This window comes from Pseudomonas sp. 2 (assembly GCF_056627435.1).
The window spans coordinates 104,015-125,317 of sequence record NZ_JBWXNG010000022.1 but is presented as its reverse complement, the minus strand read 5'-3'; the positions used below and the strand labels follow the sequence as shown (position 1 = coordinate 125,317).

At 58.1% G+C, this 21,303-nt stretch carries 21 protein-coding genes; 6 read left to right on the top strand and 15 right to left on the bottom strand.

From position 1 onward, the window contains the following. Positions 1-132: 132 nt before the first annotated feature. From AC1MEK_RS27405 to AC1MEK_RS27390, 4 genes are read right to left on the bottom strand one after another with little or no spacing between them, the layout of a single operon-like run. Positions 133-861, bottom strand: a complete 729-nt coding sequence (locus AC1MEK_RS27405; protein ID WP_480399381.1) for a type 1 glutamine amidotransferase domain-containing protein — start codon at positions 859-861, stop codon at positions 133-135. Continuing rightward, entirely contained in the window at positions 839-1,939 is a 1,101-nt protein-coding gene (locus AC1MEK_RS27400) for an NADH:flavin oxidoreductase/NADH oxidase (protein WP_480399380.1), read from the bottom strand. The genes AC1MEK_RS27405 and AC1MEK_RS27400 overlap by 23 nt, the downstream gene beginning before the upstream one ends. A 9-nt stretch (positions 1,940-1,948) precedes the next feature. Beyond that, positions 1,949-2,932, bottom strand: a complete 984-nt coding sequence (locus AC1MEK_RS27395; RefSeq protein WP_480399379.1) for an alcohol dehydrogenase catalytic domain-containing protein — start codon at positions 2,930-2,932, stop codon at positions 1,949-1,951. Then, positions 2,932-3,429 (bottom strand): lactoylglutathione lyase family protein, encoded by a 498-nt coding sequence (locus tag AC1MEK_RS27390; protein ID WP_480399378.1) that lies wholly within the window; start codon positions 3,427-3,429, stop codon positions 2,932-2,934. Before AC1MEK_RS27390 ends, AC1MEK_RS27395 begins: the two co-directional genes overlap by 1 nt. A gap of 91 nt (positions 3,430-3,520) precedes the next feature. On the opposite strand from AC1MEK_RS27390, the gene AC1MEK_RS27385 reads away from it, so the two are divergent. Continuing rightward, on the top strand, positions 3,521-4,399 hold the full coding sequence (locus AC1MEK_RS27385; protein ID WP_480399377.1) for a LysR family transcriptional regulator: 879 nt from the start codon (positions 3,521-3,523) through the stop codon (positions 4,397-4,399). Between the two features lie 7 nt (positions 4,400-4,406). On the opposite strand, the gene AC1MEK_RS27380 is transcribed toward AC1MEK_RS27385, so the two are convergent. The 7 genes from AC1MEK_RS27380 to AC1MEK_RS27350 form a co-directional block, all read right to left on the bottom strand. Beyond that, complete coding sequence (locus AC1MEK_RS27380) at positions 4,407-4,769, bottom strand: SRPBCC family protein (protein ID WP_480399376.1); 363 nt, start codon at positions 4,767-4,769, stop codon at positions 4,407-4,409. A gap of 280 nt (positions 4,770-5,049) precedes the next feature. Further along, complete coding sequence (locus AC1MEK_RS27375; RefSeq protein ID WP_480399375.1) at positions 5,050-5,766, bottom strand: 4-carboxy-4-hydroxy-2-oxoadipate aldolase/oxaloacetate decarboxylase; 717 nt, start codon at positions 5,764-5,766, stop codon at positions 5,050-5,052. Continuing rightward, entirely contained in the window at positions 5,763-6,497 is a 735-nt protein-coding gene (gene galB / locus AC1MEK_RS27370; RefSeq protein WP_480399374.1) for a 4-oxalmesaconate hydratase, read from the bottom strand. Before galB ends, AC1MEK_RS27375 begins: the two co-directional genes overlap by 4 nt. A 46-nt stretch (positions 6,498-6,543) precedes the next feature. Further along, positions 6,544-7,983: a carbohydrate porin gene (locus tag AC1MEK_RS27365; RefSeq protein WP_480399373.1), complete on the bottom strand. Its 1,440-nt coding sequence runs from the start codon at positions 7,981-7,983 to the stop codon at positions 6,544-6,546. Between the two features lie 96 nt (positions 7,984-8,079). Beyond that, on the bottom strand, positions 8,080-9,381 hold the full coding sequence (gene dctA / locus AC1MEK_RS27360; RefSeq protein ID WP_480399372.1) for a C4-dicarboxylate transporter DctA: 1,302 nt from the start codon (positions 9,379-9,381) through the stop codon (positions 8,080-8,082). 40 nt (positions 9,382-9,421) lie between these two features. Then, a complete protein-coding gene (locus AC1MEK_RS27355) occupies positions 9,422-10,330 on the bottom strand; it encodes a substrate-binding domain-containing protein (RefSeq protein WP_480399371.1) in 909 nt (302 codons plus the stop codon). Then, on the bottom strand, positions 10,330-11,187 hold the full coding sequence (locus AC1MEK_RS27350) for an amidohydrolase family protein (protein ID WP_480399370.1): 858 nt from the start codon (positions 11,185-11,187) through the stop codon (positions 10,330-10,332). The genes AC1MEK_RS27355 and AC1MEK_RS27350 overlap by 1 nt, the downstream gene beginning before the upstream one ends. Before the next feature lie 162 nt (positions 11,188-11,349). Here AC1MEK_RS27350 and AC1MEK_RS27345 point away from each other — a divergent pair, with 162 nt between their 5' ends. Further along, positions 11,350-12,576, top strand: coding sequence for a LysR family transcriptional regulator (locus tag AC1MEK_RS27345; protein ID WP_480399369.1), 1,227 nt, complete (start codon positions 11,350-11,352; stop codon positions 12,574-12,576). An 85-nt stretch (positions 12,577-12,661) separates the two neighbouring features. On the opposite strand, the gene AC1MEK_RS27340 is transcribed toward AC1MEK_RS27345, so the two are convergent. The 4 genes from AC1MEK_RS27340 to AC1MEK_RS27325 all read right to left on the bottom strand — a co-directional run bounded on the left by AC1MEK_RS27340 (position 12,662) and on the right by AC1MEK_RS27325 (position 16,623). Then, positions 12,662-13,861 (bottom strand): alpha-hydroxy acid oxidase, encoded by a 1,200-nt coding sequence (locus AC1MEK_RS27340; protein ID WP_480399368.1) that lies wholly within the window; start codon positions 13,859-13,861, stop codon positions 12,662-12,664. A 14-nt stretch (positions 13,862-13,875) separates the two neighbouring features. Beyond that, positions 13,876-14,787 (bottom strand): NAD-dependent epimerase/dehydratase family protein, encoded by a 912-nt coding sequence (locus AC1MEK_RS27335; protein WP_480399367.1) that lies wholly within the window; start codon positions 14,785-14,787, stop codon positions 13,876-13,878. Positions 14,788-14,793: 6 nt separating this feature from the next. Then, positions 14,794-15,864 (bottom strand): lactonase family protein, encoded by a 1,071-nt coding sequence (locus AC1MEK_RS27330; RefSeq protein ID WP_480399366.1) that lies wholly within the window; start codon positions 15,862-15,864, stop codon positions 14,794-14,796. Between the two features lie 69 nt (positions 15,865-15,933). Next, positions 15,934-16,623, bottom strand: a complete 690-nt coding sequence (locus tag AC1MEK_RS27325; protein WP_480399365.1) for a GntR family transcriptional regulator — start codon at positions 16,621-16,623, stop codon at positions 15,934-15,936. A 130-nt stretch (positions 16,624-16,753) separates the two neighbouring features. On the opposite strand from AC1MEK_RS27325, the gene AC1MEK_RS27320 reads away from it, so the two are divergent. Genes AC1MEK_RS27320 through AC1MEK_RS27305 form a run of 4 tightly spaced genes read left to right on the top strand, consistent with a single transcriptional unit; the run spans position 16,754 to position 21,301 of the window. Next, positions 16,754-17,824 carry a substrate-binding domain-containing protein gene (locus tag AC1MEK_RS27320; protein ID WP_480399364.1) on the top strand — a complete coding sequence of 357 codons (1,071 nt, stop codon included), beginning with the start codon at positions 16,754-16,756 and terminating at the stop codon, positions 17,822-17,824. A 16-nt stretch (positions 17,825-17,840) separates the two neighbouring features. Beyond that, a complete protein-coding gene (locus tag AC1MEK_RS27315) occupies positions 17,841-19,370 on the top strand; it encodes a sugar ABC transporter ATP-binding protein (RefSeq protein ID WP_480399363.1) in 1,530 nt (509 codons plus the stop codon). Further along, positions 19,367-20,296, top strand: coding sequence for an ABC transporter permease (locus tag AC1MEK_RS27310; RefSeq protein ID WP_480399362.1), 930 nt, complete (start codon positions 19,367-19,369; stop codon positions 20,294-20,296). The genes AC1MEK_RS27315 and AC1MEK_RS27310 overlap by 4 nt, the downstream gene beginning before the upstream one ends. A gap of 3 nt (positions 20,297-20,299) precedes the next feature. Continuing rightward, positions 20,300-21,301, top strand: a complete 1,002-nt coding sequence (locus AC1MEK_RS27305) for an ABC transporter permease (RefSeq protein ID WP_480399361.1) — start codon at positions 20,300-20,302, stop codon at positions 21,299-21,301. The last annotated feature ends 2 nt before the right edge of the window (positions 21,302-21,303 follow it).

The following is a 21,303-nucleotide window of genomic DNA, read 5'->3' as shown; positions in this document are numbered from 1 at the left end:
AGAAGCTGACACGCAATACATCTACAAAACTGGCGTCGATTCGTAGCCGAAGATCTACCAAGTGCGGGTCATCGCTGTTTACGCCTCAAAAAAAGAGAGGATTGCCACTCACGTGGCGACCCAAATGGCAGCTCACACCCGTTCGGAGATAGCCTGAATGGTCAGGTTGGCGACCAACTCGCTGGACATCGGATTCTGCCCCGTCACCAAACGGCCATCTCTGACTGCATAAGGTTCAAAGACGGGGCCGCCCTGGTAAAGCCCACCCAGCTCACCAATGCGGGTTTTCAGCAGGAAAGGCATGACCTGGGTCAAGCCGGCAGCCTCTTCTTCGGCATTGCTGAAAGCACTGACCTTGCGGCTGGTCACCAATGCGTTGCCATGTTCGTCACGCGCGCCCAGCAAACCAGCAGGGCCATGGCAAACGGCGGCAACAACTTTCTGATTTCGCCATGCATCACTCAGCAGTTTCGCCAGGTTTGCGTCTGCAGGAAGGTCATACATCGTGCCGTGCCCGCCTGGAAGAAAGATGGCTGCGAACGAGTCTGCAACGACGTCTTCCAAAGCCTGGGAATTCTCCAGCATGGAGGCCGCTTTGCTGTCTGCGAGGAAGCGTTTGACGCTCTGCACTTCCTCTTCTTTAGAGTGGGGATCGACAGGAATTATGCCGCCCGCAGGCGATGCAAGCACCACGTCGTAACCCGCATCGACGAACACGTAATAAGGAGTGGTGAGCTCTTCAAACCATACGCCGGTCTGGCGATCAGTATTTCCCATCGTCGACTGAGACGTGAGCACCATCAGGATTTGCTTGCTAGAGATCATCGTAGCTTTCCAGTTATTGAGGGCCTGCAGGTTCATAGCGTTGTAGCCAATGTGCATAAGGCGCAGGTAACTGCCAGGCGGCCTGCTCCACTCCAAGCTCTTTGGCAGCGAAATAAGGCCAATGAGGGTTGGCCAGGTGGGCTCTGCCGACCATGACCAGATCGAGCTGCTCTGCCTGGAGCACTTCTTCGCAGATCTTCGGAACATCGACACCCCAAGCGGTGGCAACCGGCAAACCTGTTTGGGTACGAACACGCTGAGCGACAGGCGCCAGGAATGCAGGCCCCCAAGGTATGCTCACGTCCGGCGTGGTGAAGTTCATGCTGACACTCAGCATGTCCAGGCCAGCGCCACGCATCAGCTTTACCAACTCAATAGACGCCTCAACGGTCTGCTCATCGTTGCCATCGAATTCAATGACACCAAAGCGTGCAGTCAGGGGCAGATGCTCAGGCCAGACAGCGCGCACCGCTTCGAGCGTCTCGAGCAAAAATCTGCCACGCTGCTCGCCACCGTACTCGTCATCGCGGGCGTTGGCGTAGGGCGAGAAGAAGCTTTGCGCAAGATATCCGTGGGCAAAATGCAGTTCCAACCATTCGAAACCTGCCGCAAGCGCCCGTTGCGCAGCCAGCACGAAATCGTGCCGTACACGCGCGATATCGGCGTGTGACATTTCCCTGGGTACTTGAGGAAGGTTGGCGCCAAATGCGGTCGCCGACGGTGATAAAGTCTCCCAGCTCCGAGGGTCGTTGCGATCAATGTGATCATCACCTTCCCATGGTCGGTTGGCGCTTGCCTTGCGTCCCGCGTGACCAATCTGAATACCTGGCACTGCCCCACCCGCTTTGATCGCGGCAGCAATATCAGCCATGCCTGAAACATGCTCGTCGCTCCACAGGCCGGTACACCCTGGGGTAATCCGCCCTTCTGGCGACACTGCGGTCGCTTCGACGATAACGAGTCCCGCACCGCCGCGAGCCAGGCTTGTGTAATGCGCCAGATGCCAATCATTGGTCAGCCCATCGCGCGCACTGTACTGACACATCGGTGGCACAGCTATGCGGTTGCGCAACGTGATGGACTTCAACGTGAACGGAGTAAACAACTTTGTCATCGGGCTACCTCAATTGTCTCGATCAGCAAGGCGAACGATTGCCTTGCCGGTATAGGAACGCTCCTGGAGGCCACGTAAGTGAGAGGCCAGTTGTTCGAACGGCGCCTCCACTACCAAGTCCGTGACCCATTGCTGCCGACCTATCGACTCAAGAATCGACTGGCCGGCATCAACGAGCTCTTGCCAAGTGCGGGTGTCGCCAAAGACGTGGGAAGCGCCCAATGCAACTTCATGAACGGAAAGCGTCCGGGTAAACGGAGGCGCTGCGGGGGCAGCCAGCCGATCCTGAACGCATACAAGATGTCCGTTGGCGCGCAGTGCCGGCGCCAGCCACGCTGCATGACTCGCACTGATCGTGTCGACCATTGCATCGAACCGGGAAGTGCCGTCCCACATACCTGAGAGCGGGCCCTGAAGGCATTCTTGAACACCGAGGCTGCGCAGTTTGGGAAAGTGCCGGGCGTGACTGAGCGTCGTGATTTTCAGGCCTCGCCGAACGGCCAGCTGGATCAGGTGATGAGCGACGGAGCCACCGGCTCCGCTGACCAAAAGTGTCTGGCATGCAGCTGGCAGTTTCTGCAGAGCGAGCCAGGCAGTCAGCGCTGGGCAAGGCAGACTCGCAGCATCTGCCCAGCGCACCCCCGCTGGGACTCTAAGCAGAGCACGCGCCTTGACGGCGGTGTATTCGGCAAAACTGCCGTGGCGAGCGAGATGTTGGTGGTACGCCACCCGCTGGCCGATCCACGCCTGAGGAACGCCGTCCCCTACGGCAACGACCAGCCCAGCCCCGTCGACACCAGGCACATGACCGTGCTCCCACGTGACCAGATCACCGCCGAGCACTTTCCAGTCCACCGGGTTGAGCCCAATCACCACATTGCGAATCAGGACGTCACCAGCCTCCGGCTGCGGGCGAGGGGTTTCAACCAGCTGCAAATCGTCCGCAGTAGCGCCGCCCGTCCACACCCAGGCGCGATGACTAACCGCTGTCATCACTGGTAAGCCCCGGCAGAATAGGTCAGCTCGTAACTGTGGCTGTAAATCTCAAGGATGTTGCCGAACGGGTCTTCCATGTAAACCATGCGGTACGGCTTCTCACCGGGAAAGTATTCACGTACCGGCATGCGTTGCTTGCCTCCAGCGGCGACGATTTTGGCCGCGAGCCCCTCGACATCCGGATCCTGAACGCAGAAATGAAAGACGCCGGTTTTCCAGTATTCAAAGTTGTTGTCAGGGCGTTGAGCGTTGCGGAACTGGAAGATCTCTACCCCGACCCGGTCACCCATCGAAAGATGCGCGATGCGAAACTCACCCCAGCCAGCACCGAATACATCGGTGCACATCACGCCGATAGCACTCTCATCTTCAGTAATCGTCGTGGGCGGCATGATCAGGTACCAACCCATCACCTCGGTGTAGAACTTCACGGCGCCGTCCAGATCAGTGACGGACAAGCCAATGTGGGAAAAACTGCGCGGATAGACAGGCATAGGTGCACTCCAAGAAATCAGAAGCCCACCTTAGCGATCCGTGGCTATAATAAGAACCGCTATATAGTTATGGCTTTGATAAGATTTCATGATGATAAATCCTCAATGGCTCCGGTCGTTTCTCAGTGTTTCCGAGTTAGGCAATTTCACACGTGCAGCGGAACGTCTGGGGCTGACGCAGGCGGCTGTCAGCCAGCATGTGAAGTATCTGGAGGAGGAGTTCGGCCCCTTGCTGGTCCGCAGGCCAAGGCAGGTGGAAATCACGCCCGCAGGCGTTGCGCTTCTGGGTTACGGCAGCGACATGGAGCGCGCCTCTCGCGCGCTTCGTGCACGGCTGTCCGGTGCGGACGAGCATCATGGGGAAATCAGCCTAGTGACGCCCGGCAGCATCGGTCTGACGATCTATCCGCTCCTGCTCGATTATCAGCAACGCAACCCCGGCCTTGCCGTCCGCCACCGTTTTGCACCTGACACTGAAGTGCTGGAGGCGGTCTTGAACAACCGTTACGAGATGGGCCTGATCACCTTGAAACCGGAGGATCCGCGCCTTGGTGCGCAAAGATTCATGGACGAACCCTTGGAGCTGATTTTGCCAGCCACGGTGGAATACGAAGGTTGGGAGACGCTGATGGCTTTGGGTTTCATCGATCACCCGGACGGCGTCGGCATGGCGACACGCCTGCTCAGCAGGCGATACCCAGGCCGCCCTGGCATTCGTGACTTCCCCGTGCGCGGCTTCAGCAATCAAGTGGGCTTGATATTGGAGCCTGTTGGTCGCGGATTGGGCTTCACCGTTCTGCCGCGGTTCGCCAGACAAGCCTTTGCCCATCAAGGCGCGATCCAGGTGATCGAATGCGGCAGCCCGATTGTCGACACCCTGTGGCTGATCCACAGGGCCGAGTGGCCGCTGGCAAGGCGCGCCGAAACAGCCATGGAGCACGTGCGGCAATGCCTCTCAGGGACCCTGTAAGGCCTCGTTATTGAGCCGCCGCCCGTGCCGCACTGACTAACCCGTCCAGCCAGTTTTGATGTCCGTTGATCATGGGATTGGGTTTCACCTTCGCAAGATCCTCTGCGGGCTTGCCCTTCTGGGTTTCCTGCGTAAGGATGCGCACCCGCCCCCCAGACAAGTCTTCAATTAACCAGGCGTGGTGAACGTCGAGTCGAGTATCACCCTCGCCCGCCCAGCCATGCCTGGCGATGCGGCCAGGCTCCGTCAGCGTCGGGGAGACGTACTCGACACATTGGGCCTCGACCGGAAAACCGAAGGTCTCAAAATAGAACCGGACACTTACGGATGACGCGTTGGAGAGTGTCGGGCGATCAAGAAGAGTGCTCACATCCGTGACAAGCTTTTTTGGTGATTCCCGATGTGCTGCTCACCAGCGACCTGATCGCTGTGGTCCCGCGCAGACTTGCGCTGCACGACAGCCGACTGAAGTTGATCGACCCGCCCATCGAGATTCCAGGGTTCTGCAAATCCTTGGTGTGGCATCCGAGAACCCATGCGGATTTGGGGCATTCGTGGGCTCGCTCGCTGCTGATCAACACGTGCGCATCGATCCCTACCCGCGTATAGATGAAGTGCCAGCCGCGCACAGCGGCCAGCACTTCACCTCGTCATTCTTTCAAACACTCGATGCTATCGACGTACTTCAAACCCTTCTCGGCCAACCGGGTTCGCATGTCATAAATGTCCAGTCCGAGCTCGCCATTAGCTAGGCGCTGAGTCTTGTGGTACTCAAGGTTGGCCCGGGCGCGACTGGCTTCAACCACCTGAGCTGCCTCCGAACGACGGACGATAACCACCCCGTCATCATCGGCGACGACAACGTCGCCTGGGTTAACCAACTGCCCTCCACACACCAACGGCACATTGACCGATCCAAGTGTTTCTTTGATGGTGCCTTGCGCGCAGATGGTGCGCGACCAGACAGCGAAGCCCATTTCACGCAGAGTTTGCGTATCCCTTACACCTGCATCGATGATTAGCGCATTCACACCATGGGCTTGTAGCGAAGTCGCCAATAGATCGCCGAAGTAGCCGTCAGTGCACGGTGAACTGGGCGCGACCACCAACACGTCACCTGGACGGCATTGCTCCACGGCAACGTGGAACATCCAGTTGTCACCCGGTGAGACCAGTACCGTCAGCGCCGAGCCAGTGATTGTGGTGCCACGTTGAATGGGAGTGATCGAGGTCGACAGCAGCCCTTTTCGACCTTGCGCCTCGTGAACGGTCGCCACTCCGAACTGCCGCAGATCCTCGATCAAAACCTGATCTGCACGCGCAATGTTGCGTACCACAAACCCAGATTTTCCAATCAACTCGCTCATGCCAGATTCTCCGTCACGCGCGGAAAGATGCTTTGGTAACCCTCGGCATAAATGATGTCGCGGCTGGAGGTGATGCCGACATTGCGTTTGGCCTGCACGCCACGCTGCAGTGCAACCCGAGTGTAATACTCCCAAAGATGCTCCTGGCCGGCCATGCACTGAATGGCAGCGTATTTCTTGTCCCAGACCTGAGTGATGTCGAGCAATACATCCGGGCGCCATTCGCATTGCTCAGGTTGATGGGGCTCGAAGCTGTACACCGGCGGCGCGCCCACGATCTTTTCACCCGGTTTGTAGCCCTCAGCCTGAGCAATGATCCGCGCTTCTTGGGCCAGGTTCATCGCCAACGGGTGATCGTAGTTGTACGGATCCTTGAGCGAATGGCTGAGGACGAACTGTGGTTGTATCCGGCGATAGACGTCTGCCAAACGGAACAGGGTATCGGTGTCGGCGCGCATCGGATAGTCGCCGATATCGAAGAATTCGACACTGGCGCCAAGAATGTCAGCCGCTGCCTGCGCTTCCTGGCGCCGTGCGTTCTTGACCTTCTCTTCAGTCATTTCGCCCTTGCGCCACAGCTTGGCTGACTCACCGCGTTCGCCGAACGAAAGACAGACGATGTGCACCTTGTAGCCTTGCTCGGTGTGCAAGGCGATGGCGCCGCCAGCGCGCCATACGAAGTCCGCAGAGTGTGCGCTGATGATAAGTGCGGCTTTAGCTGATTCGGTCATGACTAATGATCCTCGTGATTGGAAATTCCAGGTGGCGTGACTGAGATCAATCGCCACCTGCAGGAGATGTAAGGCCGAACATGCCACCGAAGCTCAACTGCAGATTCAATCCGAAAGTCAGCAGGTTCTTGGGCAATGTGGCGGTTTTCGCCAGGCCCGAGTTGTCGGGGTTCATGATGTATTGCACGTTCGGCATGACGATCACGCCGGGGGTGACGTGCCATCCGTAGTTCAACTCGAACGAGTACTCGTGCGGGTTATTGCTGCCATGGCCGCCCGCCTTTATCCGTGCGTCATGCAGATAGTCCCGTTCCTTGTCAGTCAGGTTGAACATCGAAGCGGACAGGCCGATGGTGTCCTGCGAGCGGGACTCGAAGGGCCCGGTCAGCACGAAGCCTGCAAGAAATTGCTGCTTCATGATTTCCTCGTCTTCCAGCTGCTGAACGACGCCACCGAAGACCGTGAGGTTGCGTCTGGAATGAGGATCGGGCCGCCAAACCACCTTGTCGCCCAGGAGATAAACGCCCTTGCGCTCTTCGTTTACGGTTTCTGCTGTCCCGCCAAAGCGCCCCAGTGATCGACCCGCTGTGTTGTAGTAGGGATCCGGGCGCGGCGCAGTGCTGACATAGCCACCGACCTTCACCTCGAAGTTGCCCTTCTCCACCCAGCCCCACTCAAACGGTACCGTGACGCCATTGGCTTCGCCGATGGAGAAGTCCATGCCATTGCTGGCAGAAGTGGTCGGATTGACTTCATAGACGCCCGTTTCCACGTAGGTATTGGGCGTGGTGCGATAGCGCGCGTTGATACCCCAGGTGGCTGATGGCAACAGGCTGTAGCCGGCCTCAGAGTTGATCAAGCGCGGCACACCGCACGTATTACCCGCCTGGAACTGGCAGTTGGGCGTGAGTTTGGCGTAATAGGAAGTGGTGCCCAGCCGACCTATGATGATGTCCAGCCGGTCGTCCAGCAGCTTTTGCTCAAAGGCAAAAGTGCCCAGGTGCCAGCGTGGATATTCGTTTTTGTAGATGTACTGCTGCTTGGGGAAGGTGCCCGTGACGTCGTGGTTCAAGCCATCGCCGTAATCTTTGTACACCGTGAAGTGGAAGCTGCTGCCCTTAGTTCCGATCAGTTTATCCAGGTTCAGGTCGGCGCCGATGTTGAACTGGCCGACGTTGGTATGACCCTGCTCCACTCCACCTCGGGTGTTTCGAGCGTATTGGTTGATCAAGTTGGCGCGCAGGAAAATTCCCCGATCGGCCAAGTCCCGGAGCGCTCCCCCAATGCCGGAGGGACGGCTCTGGATATCATCGCCATAAGACGCTTGAGTTTGTGTTGTGGTGCTGGCGTTCGCCGCCAGGTCGGGAATCTGATTGGCAGCGGAACGGTCAGTGCTCAGCGCTGAGGCGGTATCGGCCGCAGCTATGCCGTGGGTCATCGAAGCCAGTACACCCATTGCCAGAATCGTTGTTGTTTTTGTTTTCATGAGACGTGACTTCTCCCCCGAATGTTGGGTGCGCGTCTCCCTTGCGCACCCGCAAACCGGTTCTCGTTATTGTTTTTTAGGGGTAAAACGTGGGTGTCAGGCTTCTCGGTAGCCTGCGTCCAGCTCGCTGTGCAGTCGCCTGCGGTCAATGGCGTTTTCCCACTTGCCGACCACCAGGGTCGCTACGCAGTTGCCAGCGATGTTGGTGAAGACAAACGCTGAAGCCATGATTCGGTGCACGCCCAGGATCAGGGCGATGCTGCTCACGGGGATGGATTTTGTGGCGGCCAGGGTCATGGCCAACACTGCGATGGCAGAACCTGCCACGCCCGCACCGCCCTTGGAGGTCACCAGCAGCACAAACAACAGGGAGAGCTGTTGCTCCCAACCCAGTGCCGTGCCCGTGGCCTGGGCGAGGAACACGGCGACGGCGGCGAAATACAGGCAGGTGCCATCGTGGTTAAAGCTGTAGCCGGTTGGCAGCACCAGACCCACGACCGACTCCTCAACACCCAACCGCTTCAGCTTGGCGATCAGTTGCGGAAATACGCTCTCTGAAGAATTGGTGCCAATCACCAGAATCAGCTCTTCGCGGATGTAGCGCATCAATTTCAGCAGGCTAAAACCGGCGTACCAGGCGACCGGCGCAAGAACGATCACGAAGAAGATTGCGCAGGTCAGGTAGAACTCTCCAACCAGCGCCGCCAGCGGCACCAGCGACTTGAGCCCAAATTTGGCAACCGTGAAGGCAATGGCCCCAAATGCAGCGATCGGCGCGAGCTTCATGGCCAGGCGAATCACCCAGAACAGCGCTTGGGACACCGTTTCGACCACGTTCAACACGGGCTGGGCCTTGTCGCCCAGCGAAGCCAGACCACAGGCAAACAGCACTGAAAAAACCAGAATCTGCAGGATTTCGCCTTCAGCGAATGCACCAGGCGCTGTCTTGGGTACCAGATTGAGCAAAAATTCGCCCAGGCTCATATTGGAAGCCGGGTGCACCGCCTCGCCCGCCGTGCGCAGCAGCGCCGGATCGATGTTCATTCCCACGCCGGGTTTGAGGATGTTGATGGTCACAAGGCCGATCACAAGCGCCAGAGTCGTGATCACTTCAAAGTAAACGATGGCCTTGATCGCGATGCGACCCACCTTGCCCAGGTCGCGAACGCTGGCAATGCCGTGGGTAACGGTGCAGAAGATGATCAGGCCGACCACCATCTGGATCAGACGAATGAACACATCCCCCAAGGGCTTGAGGTTCTGGCCAATGTCCGGTGCCAGCGCACCCACGGCCACGCCCAATACCATGCCGGTCAGCACTTGAAAGGTGAGGTCTTCGTAAAAACGCTTCTTGGGCCGAGTTGTGACGTCAGCAGTGGATGAAATAGTGCGAGTCATGACGGACTCCTGGATAAGGGGTGAAGCGGCCTGGAGCCGCTTATTCGGCGTTGCTGCCCAGCAACTTGCGCGCAGGGGCGAACACTTCTTGTAAGGTCAGGCGCCGAGGTATCAGCCCCTGTTGGAAACAGGCTTCAATGGTGAACTCAAGTGGGCCCGCCAGATTATCGAATCCGAAGATCGTCGGGCAGGGCTTATCGACCTCGCGCAGCTGACCTGTACTTCGACGGTCGGATTCGCGCAGCAGTTCGTAGGCTCCACGGATCGCATCGGGTTGGTCACCGCACGCTTTATGGCTGGCAACCACCAGGTGGTTGATCGGCATGAAGCGATGCTTGCCCCACCAGGCCAGGTCGCGATTGGCAGCATCCTTGATCAGCGGCACGTACTCGTCACCTTTGGGCAAGTCGTTGCCCAGAATCGCCGCCTGCACATCGCCCTCGCGCAACATCTGCACCGAACCCTTCTCGCCTGGAATCTGCACCACATAGTCAGGATTACGGTACTGCTCGACATGCGCCGGGTCGTGGGTGATCCAGTGAACCTTGGAGAGATCCAGGCCGTGATCTTCAGCCAGGTGGGCGCGGACCCACATGCCCGTCGTCTGGGTGTAGGCGCGTACGCCGACGCGTTTACCAACCAGATCGCTTTCGTCAGGTACACCATTGGGGCCGAAGCCAATCAGGCAGCCCCGCTGGAAGCGCGACGCGACAACCGCCGGCAGCAATACCACAGGTCGGTCATAGGCGATGGCCTGTAACGCAGTGACCACCGCCAGCTCGCAAAAGTCGTAAGCCTGCTCGCGGACCATGGGCGTAAAGGCCTTGTGCACGACCGGGATGTTCTGCAGATCCAGGTTTAAACCAGGACCCACCAGTTCGCCCGAATACAGCGCCGTTGTGTGAGGGTATCTGCCCAGCACAGTACGCAGCGTCACAGCCGGCTTCATCAACGCGACTCCCGTGGGGCAAACGAATACAGCTGCTGCGCAGTGCCACTGGCAATGGCCTGTTGCTCCGATGCCGACAGCTGGCTCAGGACTGAACGTGCGGTTTGGGCGAGCTCTGCCAGCGTCCCTGCCGCAGCCGGGAAGTTGGAGCCCCAGGCGATGTGATCGGCACCAAAGGCCGTAATCAGCGTTCGCAGAAAGTCGATCGGCGTCGATCGCCCTTCGCTGGCAGCGGCCAGGGTGCGGTTGGTCAGCTTCAGATGCACACCCGGGAATGCTGCCAACTCCATAAGCGACTGAGCCGCTGCGTACGGAGCTCCTTGATCCAACACCGGACGGGCGCAGTGATCAAGCAATACGATCGCCTTGGGGAAACGTTCCAGCAGACTGCGCAATGCCGGGATGCCCTCCATCGTCATCTGCAGGCAAACCGGAATGGCATTCGCCTCGGCATAAGCCCATGCCGGATAGGAATCTTCATGTCCGAGCCAGTCGCCCTGCCCGGGCATGGTGCTTCCCGTCGTGAAAAGCCGAAAACCAGACAGACCCTGATCCTGCCAGTAGGCGATCTTCTCCACCGCGTCAGCAGCCAGGGCGTCGAGGGAGTAAACGCCAACCAGACGGTCGCTATGGGCTCTCACAGTCTGCGCAACGTAGCGGTTGTCATGACCATATACCGTCGAGGCCTGTACGACGACGGCTTGTTCGATTTCGGCGGCGTCCATGGCACGCAGCAGGCCGGCGGCATCGACTGGACGGGCACGCGACCATTCAGACTGGTGACCGCCAATAGGGTCGGTCGGGAAAAGGTCACGATCAGGGGAAATGACATGGGTGTGGGTATCAAGCAGCTTCACAAGTGCCTCGACTCTCGAGATGACGGGTATTCGGATTAGCTATTGATTGATTTTTTATTCGTTCGCTAACGCATCCGCTCAGCGCCAACTATCCATGGATCTATACGAAGGGGGAAATTCGAATTACGATCCAGCTATTGGTTCTAGCTAAAGAATGTATTGATGGATGAAGTCTATTCGCTCAACTTAAGACACTTGGGGGCTCTGCTGGAGGTTGCACGCACCGGCAACATCAGCCTGGCAGCCAAGGAAGTCAATCTATCCCAGCCTGCATTGGCACAGGCGATCAGCAAGATCGAGCGCATGCTTGATACTCGTCTTTTCGAGCGTCGGACAGGCGGTGTCGCCATGACCGCGCAGGGTAAGCAGTTTTGTGACCGTACCGAGCAGGCCCTGGCTTATCTCGTGCGCGGCGTCGGCCATATCCGTCGCGGTCACGGGAAAGCCGTACTTTCGCGCCTTGACCAACGCATCAGCATGAGCCAATTAAGATCACTGGTGTCGGTAGTCGGCGCCGGAAGCTACACCAGAGCGGCGCAGCAGTTGGGTCTTTCTCAACCCTCCCTACACCGGGCCATGCGCGAGTTACAGGATGTACTGGAAATCCCGCTCCTTGAGCGCTCGGGAAGAACGATACGTCCCACTGCCCCTGCCGAACGTCTGATGCATTTCGTGCGCCTCATGCTGGCGGAACTACGAGCCGGCATCGAAGAAACGGCAGCCCGCCACAACGGTTCCGCAGGCAACTTGCGCATAGGTGTCTTGCCGGTGGCGCGGGCATGGTTTCTCCCCAAGGTACTCGCTCAGTTCTGCGCTCAATGGCCACTGGCGTCCGTCGACATCATCGAAGGCCCCTACGCTGAATTGCTGATGCACCTGCGTCAGGGTGACGTCGATCTGCTGATTGGTTCGCGACGGGAGGCAATCCCGGAAACTGACGTGACCCAGCGCTCTTTATTCGATGATGAGTTGGTCATTGTCGGGCGTGCAGGTCATCCGTTGCACGGGAAGCTGTCATTCGCCATGGACGACCTTCTTAAGCACGACTGGGTGATGCCAGCGCCAGGCACCCCTATGCGTGAGGGTTGGGAGAGCATGTTCAAGATCAATGGACTGATGCCGCCACTGCTTCGAGTGCAATGCGGCTCATTGACCATAAAGCGCGGACTCATGCTTGAGGGCAACTGGTTAACGCTGATGTCTCGAGATCAATTCCGTCTGGAGAGCCTTTCTGGACAGCTGGTGGAAATCGGATCCCCCCCGCAGACCTCGTGGCGAACGATCGCCGTGACCACCAGAATCGATTGGCGCCCAACGCTGCTTCAGAAATGTTTTCTGGAGTTGCTGACAACTGTCGCAACGTATGTGCGCTCAGCAGGATCCCCATGATCTTTGACCTGCCCGGCCCGGCACAAAAGCTTGAGGACTCAGTGAGACAGCGCAGGGGCCACAGTCAGCCTGTAACCCCATAGCTTTACATTCCGGCGGTCGGTGCCATGGTGATGGGCTCCATGGCTGAGCCCGTGTTTCTTGGATGGATAATCTCCCTCGATACGGTCTTTATATGCTGTGTGCGAGTCATCCCCATTAATGCCAGTGTGATTTCTGCTTCAGCGCGAATGAAGTCGATGGCATCGAGTACCCCCTGACGTCCGTTAGCGGCCAACCCGTACGCGAATGCCCTGCCAATCAACACGGCGTCAGCCCCCAGGGCAAGTGCTTTGATCACGTCGCTGCCTCGTCGTATCCCGCCGTCGAACAACACCTGGATGCGCCCATCAATAAAGCGAGATATTTCAGGCAGCGCCGAAATACTTGAACGCGCGCCATCAAGCTGGCGACCACCATGATTGGATACGACGATGGCATCGACTCCAGACTCCAGCGCCCTGTGTGCGTCGTCCACTGAAAGCACTCCCTTGAGCACGATTCTTCCGGGCCAACGCTCGCGCAGCCATTCAAGATCCGCCCAGGTCATGCTCGGGTCGACATTGCCTGACAGGTAAGAGGCTTGCGCCATCAACGTATCTGGCAAACCTGCGCGCCCTCGCACATTGCCCAATTGAGGCATGCCTTGGCGAGCCATGCGCATGCACCAACCCGGTCGTGTTGCAAAATCCCGGAGAGCAGCAAAGTTCAAAGACGCGGCTGTCCGAAAACCGTTGCGAGTGTCCCGTTCGCGAATTGACGAGATGTCTGTATCCGCTGTGATGAATAAGGTGTCGACGCCCACCGCCTGTGCTCTGGCGAGCAACTCGGCAGCCAGTACTCTGTCTCTGAAAACGTAGAGTTGAAACGCCAGGTCGCCGGGCGACATATGCTCTGCCACCTCCTCGATCGAATTGATCGAGAAGGTGGAAAGGCACATAGGGATGCCAGCTTGTCGCGCGGCTTTCGCCGCCTCGACTTCCCCATTTGGCCAGAACATTCCAGAAAAGCCGACTGGAGCGAGCATTATGGGCAGTTGGTAGTCGCGCCCCAGAAAGCGCGCAGACAGATCCCGCTCGCTCAGATCGACCATGATGCGTTGCTCAAGCCACCACTGGTCGAAGTCTTCCACGTTCCAGGTCAGCGTCCGCTCGGCAAACGCACCCCCATCGATATAGTCGAAGAACATCCGTGGCAGTCTTGCCTTCGCCTGAAGCCGCAGGTCATGGACATTAGAAGTAATCATATCTGCGACCGCCACTATGCCTGGACGTGCTGGTAAGCGTCGTCTTTAGGCTCGTAACCCAAATATTGGCGGGCACTGGAGAGATCCCAGTCCATCCCGTGATTATTCGAAACCCCGTTTACAGTGACGGCGCTCGAAGGCCAGCGGCTGCTATCGGCCCTGGCGGCGCAAGCAAACAGGTTGCCCAGATCGCGATTCGACAGCCACATGTTGCGGAACCAGCGCAGCGCTCGACGAGCGTCGTCATCCAACTGCTGCTCTTCTGCGGTGGACGCGGGAGATCCCGAGTGCGTGATGTCTCGCGGATCGTTGTCCCCCGTCAACGCCCAGCCCACTCGCACGGAGACACAGGTCAGCTCACCTTTGGCCAGCTCGGCAACGGACGCGCACAACTTTTCGGCCATCACCTTCGATGACCCATAAGCAAAGGAATGCACTTCATGCGTTCCATCAAACCAGCGAGTGCCAGGCGCTGGCGTGAGTGACGTCGTTAATTTCCCAGGCCCCATTTGCGCCGATAGAGGCAGATCCTTATAGGCGCCCATGGCGTGATTTGACGACGCGAACACAAACCGTTGAACACCTTGCCTTGCGGATTCGAGCAAAAGGTTCAGCGTCATGTCATAGGATGCGAGGGCCTGCTCCCAGGTCGAGTCCGGAAGAGGGTTGAGTGCCGCGAAGTGGATGATTGCGTCGACGCCTTTCAGGTGTTCCACCCAAGCGCCATCGCGGCGCGTGAGATCGCTCTCCACAAGCTCCAACCGCTCCAAGGCAACGTCTGAGAATTTTGATCTGTCCGCGGTACGCACCACACCTACGACTTTCTCACACCACGGCTCTCGAGCCAGTGCTTCGACCACCTTCTGCCCCAAGTTGCCGCCTGCCCCTGTCACCATGACTTTGCGTACGGAATTCACTGTTGTCATTCGGTGTTACTCCTTGGAAACAAAGTGCAGGCAGACAGCACTGTTGATCGCGTAATCGTCACCCGCCTGGGTCAACCCGCCAGTGCTCTGATCAATACGGAAAATACGAATCACCGGGTCATCCTGAGCGGCGCAAAGTAAAAAATTGCCGCATGGGCTGATCGCAAAGTCACGTGGGGTTCGGCCGCCCGACGGCCAGTTGCCGATCGGCAGCAAGGCTCCCATTTCTTCATCGATGCGGGCCGCAAAAATGCTGTCATGGCCACGGTTGGCCACATAGACGAAACGACCAGAAGGATGAATGTGCATTCCGCCGACGCCGCTCTCTGCGGTGAAGTCTGCCGGCAGCGCCGAGACCTCGGCGCGGCGTGTGACGGTATCGCCATCAATATTGAAAAGCGCCACAGATGACGACAGCTCGAAGTTGCCGAGCAGGTATCGGCCGCTTGGCGTAAAGGCGACATGACGCGGGCCTGCACCTGGCACGGCAGGTAAAAGCAGATCAGGCGTGTCCTGCACTTCGGTACCCTGCAGCGGATATCGGGCAATCGCATCAATACCCAAATCGGCGAGGTACATCCACCGCCCATCAGGACTGACTACCGAGCCGTGAGCATGCGGTGCTTCCTGCCTGTCGGTATTCGGGCCGCTACCCTGGCGGCGAAGTACCTGTGGCTCGCCCATGATCAAGCCATCATTACCTAACCGCAGAACCAGCCCTTCACCCGAAAGGTAGTTGGAAACAACCAGCAGTCCTGTCCCTTCGTCGACCTGAACGTGACAAGGCCAGCTACCAGGAAGCGCAACCTCCTGTACCAGATCCAGGCGGCCAGATGCCGCATCAAGACTGAAGACGTTGATCCCCGGATTCTGGTCTTCTCCCACTTCACGCACTGTGTAGAGAAAACCACGTGAGTGGGTGAGATAGGACGGATTGTAGTCCGCCTTGAATACGCTGACCGGCGCTAGACGGGCACTAGCGGGATCGAAACGTAGCAGGTGGATGCCCTCACCTTTCCCTTCCACATGCGGCATGTGTTGGGTATAGGTGCCGACAGCTAGCAGTACATCTGACATGGTTGAGCCTCGGGATTGTTGTTGTAGAACCGTGGGCCTGGCCGAAGTTACGCTGCAAACGCCAGCGCGTCAGAGAACCCCTCCGGCCTTGCGAATGTTGTCCAGCATCTTGGCTTCGATCGACTTCAAGTGCTGACGAATGATGCGTTCCACGACGACGTAGTCGCGGCCTTCAATAGCGGCGAGGATTTCGGTGTGATCGGCATGCACGCGCTTGGGCGGCTCCAGATCCTTGAAGAAATGCCCCCGCATGATGTGCAGATGCACATTCAGGTTTTCGTAGGTGTCCTTCATTCGCTTGTTGTTGCACGCATCGATCATCACGCTATGAAAAGCGCGATCAGCCCGCGTGAACGCTGAGTAGTCCTTGAACGACGTATCGGTGATGGCTTCGCTCATGGTTTTGAGCAGCGCCCTCATCTCTTCAACCACACTGCCGTGCACGTCGTTTTCGATGACGTAACGCGCTGCAAAGAGCTCGACCGCCTCGCGAATCTGAAAAATCTCAACCAGATCCTGTTCGGTGATGCCGCGCACAAAAGTTCCCCGTCGCGAACGCACCTCAACAAGCCCCTCCGACGCCAGACGCTTGATCGCATCCACCACTGGGGTGCGACTCACCTGCAACTCAGCAGCCACTTCTTCGACGTTGACCTGCTCGTCGATCTTGATCGCACGACTGAGGATTCGGTCTCTAACCGCTTGATAAACAAGGTCAGTCAGGTGTGTGTGCTGGATAGGTGTCCACGACGTACTCACGGTGTAGCTCCTTATTCTGGGATTCTCGGGTAGCAAGACTAACGTGGTTTGACATCCCATGTGATGTCTAATATGTTACATGCCAGATGCAACATTGCAAGCTCAAACTCAACAACAAGAAGAGCCGTCTATGAAACACAAGAAAAAGATCGTGCTGGCCTCTGTGCTGGCAGCCTTGCTAAACACCCCTGTTTGGGCCGACGACGCTTCGGATCTGATGAAAGGATTGGCTGTGCGCGAAGGCGACAATCCCATGACCGCACAGGATCAGTTCAAAAAAACCGGGCCGTGGCGAGTGGGCTTCAGCATCTGGGGGTTCGGAAATACCTGGATGACTCAGCTGGCGCACGAAACCCGTTACGAAGCCGGCCTGCATAAAGAAATCAAGGAACTGGTTTTCGCGGACGCTCAATCCAAACCCGCCAAACAGATCGCCGACATTGAGGACATGATTGCGCAGAAGGTCGATGCGATCATCATTGCTCCGGTTTCTTACACCGCCCTGACCCCTGTCATTGAGAAAGCGACCGCCGCCGGTATCCCGGTGATTGTCCACTCGACAGAAGTCGATACCGACAAATACACCACTGAGATTCAGGCTGAAGGCCGTTACTTCGGTAAGGTCGGCGGCCAATTTCTCGTCGATACCCTCAAAGGCAAAGGCAACATTTGGGTTTTGCGCGGTCAGGCGGGTGTTGCCGCAGATATCACTCGCTACGAGGGCATGAAGGAAGGGCTCAAAGGCTCGAACATCAAGATTGCTGCCGAGCAGTATGGGGACTGGTCGTACAACAAAGGCAAGCAGGTCTGCGAAGCGTTGATGCTGAGCAACCCGGATGTAGACGGTATCTGGTCGAGCGGTGGCGACATGAGCCGCGCCTGCATCGACGTTTTCAAAGAATTCGGCAAGCCCGTTCCGCCCATCACAGGCGAAGGCAACAACGGGTTCATGAAGGCCTGGAAAGAAAGCGGCGCCACATCAATGGCCGCCGTTTTTCCGTCAGAGCAAGGGAGCGCGGGGGTTCGTGCCGCTATTGCCCTGCTGCAAGGCAAGCCGTTGCATAAACACTACGTAGCACGCCCTACCCCCGTCACTCAGCAGACGCTTGATCAGTTCTATCGCCCGGATCTGAACGACAACTATTGGGCTCCAAGCGGTTTGCCAGACGACTTGTTGAAAAAGTATTACGGCAAGAACTGAAACCGGGAGCACGATCATGCAGACGCTCGTATCGGCGCACAACGTGAGTAAGTTCTATGACGGTGTACCGTCGTTGTCTGGTGTCAGTATCGAAGGCCACGCGGGGTCGATCCACGCGGTGACCGGAGAAAATGGTGCCGGCAAATCTACCCTGATGAAAGTCATCGCCGGCGTGGTGCGCCCCAGTGCCGGCGAGCTCTTCCTGCGTGGTCAACCGGTGAGCTTCCGCTCACCGCTGGCTGCGTTGGACGCAGGGATTTCCACAGTATTCCAGGAGTTCTCCCTGGTACCCAACCTGAGCGTGGCGGAAACCATGTTCCTGGGCCGGGAGATTCGCCGCTCAGGCCTGCTGGATCGCACCACCATGGAAGAAAAGGCTTGCGCTGCGCTGCAGCAGGTCGGGATGGCTATTGATCCTCGGCGTACCGTGTCCAGCTTGACGGTCGCCGAGCAGCAGTCGGTTGAGATTGCCAAAGGCCTGACGGTGGATGCGCAAGTGTTCATCTTTGATGAACCGACGGCGGCGCTGAGTACCAGGGAGGTCGAGCAGTTGGAGCAACTGCTGTTTTCTTTGCGCGACCAGGGAAAATGCATTTTCTACATCTCCCATCGCATGCGAGAAATCTTCACTCTGTGCGACACGGCCACAGTGCTCAAGGATGGCAAGCTGGTCGGCAGTCATCCAATCAAGGATCTGGATCAAGATCGCTTATTGGGGTTGATGGTAGGCCGCGATGTCGGTCAGCTATATCCGCCTCGTCGGGCACCGAGCCAAGCGCTAACGGCTTTGGAGGTCAAAGATTTAAGGCTGACAAGCGACAGTTCTGCCGTTGCATTCCATGTGCGTCAGGGTGAGATCGTCGGTTTGGCGGGCCTCGAGGGACAGGGGCAGCGCGAAATGGCGCGCGCACTCGTTGGAATCGAAGCTGCTTTTAAAGCCGAGATCCACATCACTTCTGCACAAGGGGAAAGCAACGCTGTCCGTCCAGGTAAAGGCAGTGGTCACGCGCTTGAAAGCGGCTTGGCGTTCATGCCGGAAGATCGCAAGGGTGAAGGGCTTTATCTGGATTTGCCGATCCACGACAACCTTACACTGGGCGTTAACCAGCGCCGGTGGCCATGGATGCCTGCCAAGCGCTGTAACGCACTCGTAGATCAACTATTCAGACGCCTAAGCATTCGTGCGCACAGTCCAGGTCTGGCTGTCGGTGCCCTTTCTGGCGGCAATCAGCAGAAAGTGATGCTAGGACGCTGGCTAGCCGTCGGTGCCAGAGTGCTGGTCATTGAGGAGCCCACACGCGGCGTGGATGTGGGCGCCAAAACGGAAATCTATGATGCGCTGCGCGCTTTCTGCGATGAAGGCGGTGCTGTGCTGTTCACCTCCCGGGAACTCCCGGAAGTCATTGGCCTGGCCGACAGGATTCTCGTCGTCAACCAAGGGGAAATCGTCGCAGAGTGTCTGGGGCAGAACGCCAGCGAAGAAGACATCCTTCAGGCGGCAGTCAGTCGTCATGAAGCCATCCAGCCAGAGGCTGTAGCACCATGAACACGAAAATGATGCGCGGCCGCAAAGGTGGCCAATACCTGTGCGCAGCGCTCCTGCTTCTCGCAGGGCTTGTCCTGGCGATCTGTTTTGCTCAGTTTCGCAGCCCGGAGAACCTCGGCAATCTACTGGTACAAGCCACACCACTCTTGCTAATCGCTATCGGTCAAACGCTGGTCATTCTCACCAATGGTCTGGATCTCTCGGTGGGCGTTATGGTCAGCCTGGCAACCGCCTTGCTCGCCAACGCTGAATCGCCGCTGGCCGGATTGGCAATGGTGTTTGGCTCAGCCTTACTACTGGGGCTGGTAAACGGCCTGGGCGTTGCCCGATTCCGGGTACACCCCATCATCATGACGCTGGCCAGCGCGACAGTTCTGCAAGGCATCGTGTTGCTGATCCTCCCGGCGCCGGGTGGCAGTGTCGCTTCCGGATTTGCCACAGCGGCCAACACCTGGATAGGTGGCATCCCTGTCGCTTTGCTCTGGATCGTCCTGGCCATGCTGTTCGCCTGGACACTGTTGAACCGTTCCCGATTCGGGCTGCATCTCTATGCCGTCGGTGGTGGAGCAGACAACGCGGCCTTGGCTGGGGTCAAGGTGATGCGTACTCAAGTCGCCAGCTACGTAATGTGTTCGCTGTTTGCGGCGGTGGCAGGTGTGTTCCTGGCGGGCCGGATCTCCTCTGGCGACCCTTGGGTTGGCACGTCCTATAGCCTGGATTCGATTGCGGCAGTCGCACTGGGTGGTACTCAGTTGACAGGCGGAATCGGCGGCGTGCTGGGTACATTGTGCGGGACGCTCCTCCTGGGGCTGGTCGGCAACGGTATGAATCTGGTGCAAATCGACCCGTTCCTGCTCTCCGTCGTCAATGGCTGTCTTTTGCTCGCGGCAGTGTGCCTGCGTCGCCGTCAACAATTGGGATTGTGATTCATGAGCGTACAACGAACATTGAAACTCGATAGTCCTGCGGCATCCACGCACCACGTCGCACGAAAGAAAGCATGGGCCGCATTGATCGCTGTCCCGCCATCAATCTGGGTGCTCCTGGGGCTCTTCATCTACTGCGCCCTGCTCAAACCCATGCTGTTGCAGATGCCATTCCAGATGGTGATTTTTCGTCAGGCCGCACCGCTGGGGCTGGCAGTCTGCGCGCAGCTGTTGGTGATGCGTTGCCGTTCGATCGACCTATCGATTGGCGGCGTATTCATCTTGGTGAACTACGTGCTGACCACTGCGTGGGTAGCTGACTTTTCCATGCCGATGCTTGTACTGGTGTGCCTGGCTGCCGGTGCCGTGGTCGGTGCTGTCAACGGCTTTTTCATCTGCACCATGCGGGCGTCGTCGGTCATCGTCACCCTCGCCACGGGCACCATTCTCTCCGGGCTTGTACTGTGGTGGGGCACTGGATACGCACCCGGCTCTGTTCCTGATTCGATCAAAGACATCGGCCAGGGCCGTGTCGGCCCAGTCCCACTGGCAGGACTGATCTGGCTGGGTTGCGCAGTGTTGCTTGCGATACCGCTCCATGCGCTGGTCTATGGCCGATTGCTGCGCGCGGTGGGAAGCAACCCCCAGGCCGCGACCCTGTCAGGGCTGCCTATCAGAAGAATGCTGCTTTCGAGTCACGTGGCGGCGGGGATGCTGGCCGCGCTAGGGGGCGTACTTCTCTCTGGTTACGTCGGGATTAGTACGACAAAGCTGGGGGCTGATGTTGTCATGAACTCCATCGCCGGGGTCATCTTGGGAGGCATTACGTTCGGTAGCGGACGTGGCGGGCTGGTCGGCCCCACCGTGGCCGCCTTCGCCCTGATGCTGCTGTTCAACCTGCTCAATGTATTCGGTGCCGGTGAGGCCGGGAAGCTGATCGTACAGGGTGTCGTGATTGCCACTGCCGCTGTGCTTGCCGGCCTGGCGCAACAGAATCGACGCTGAAA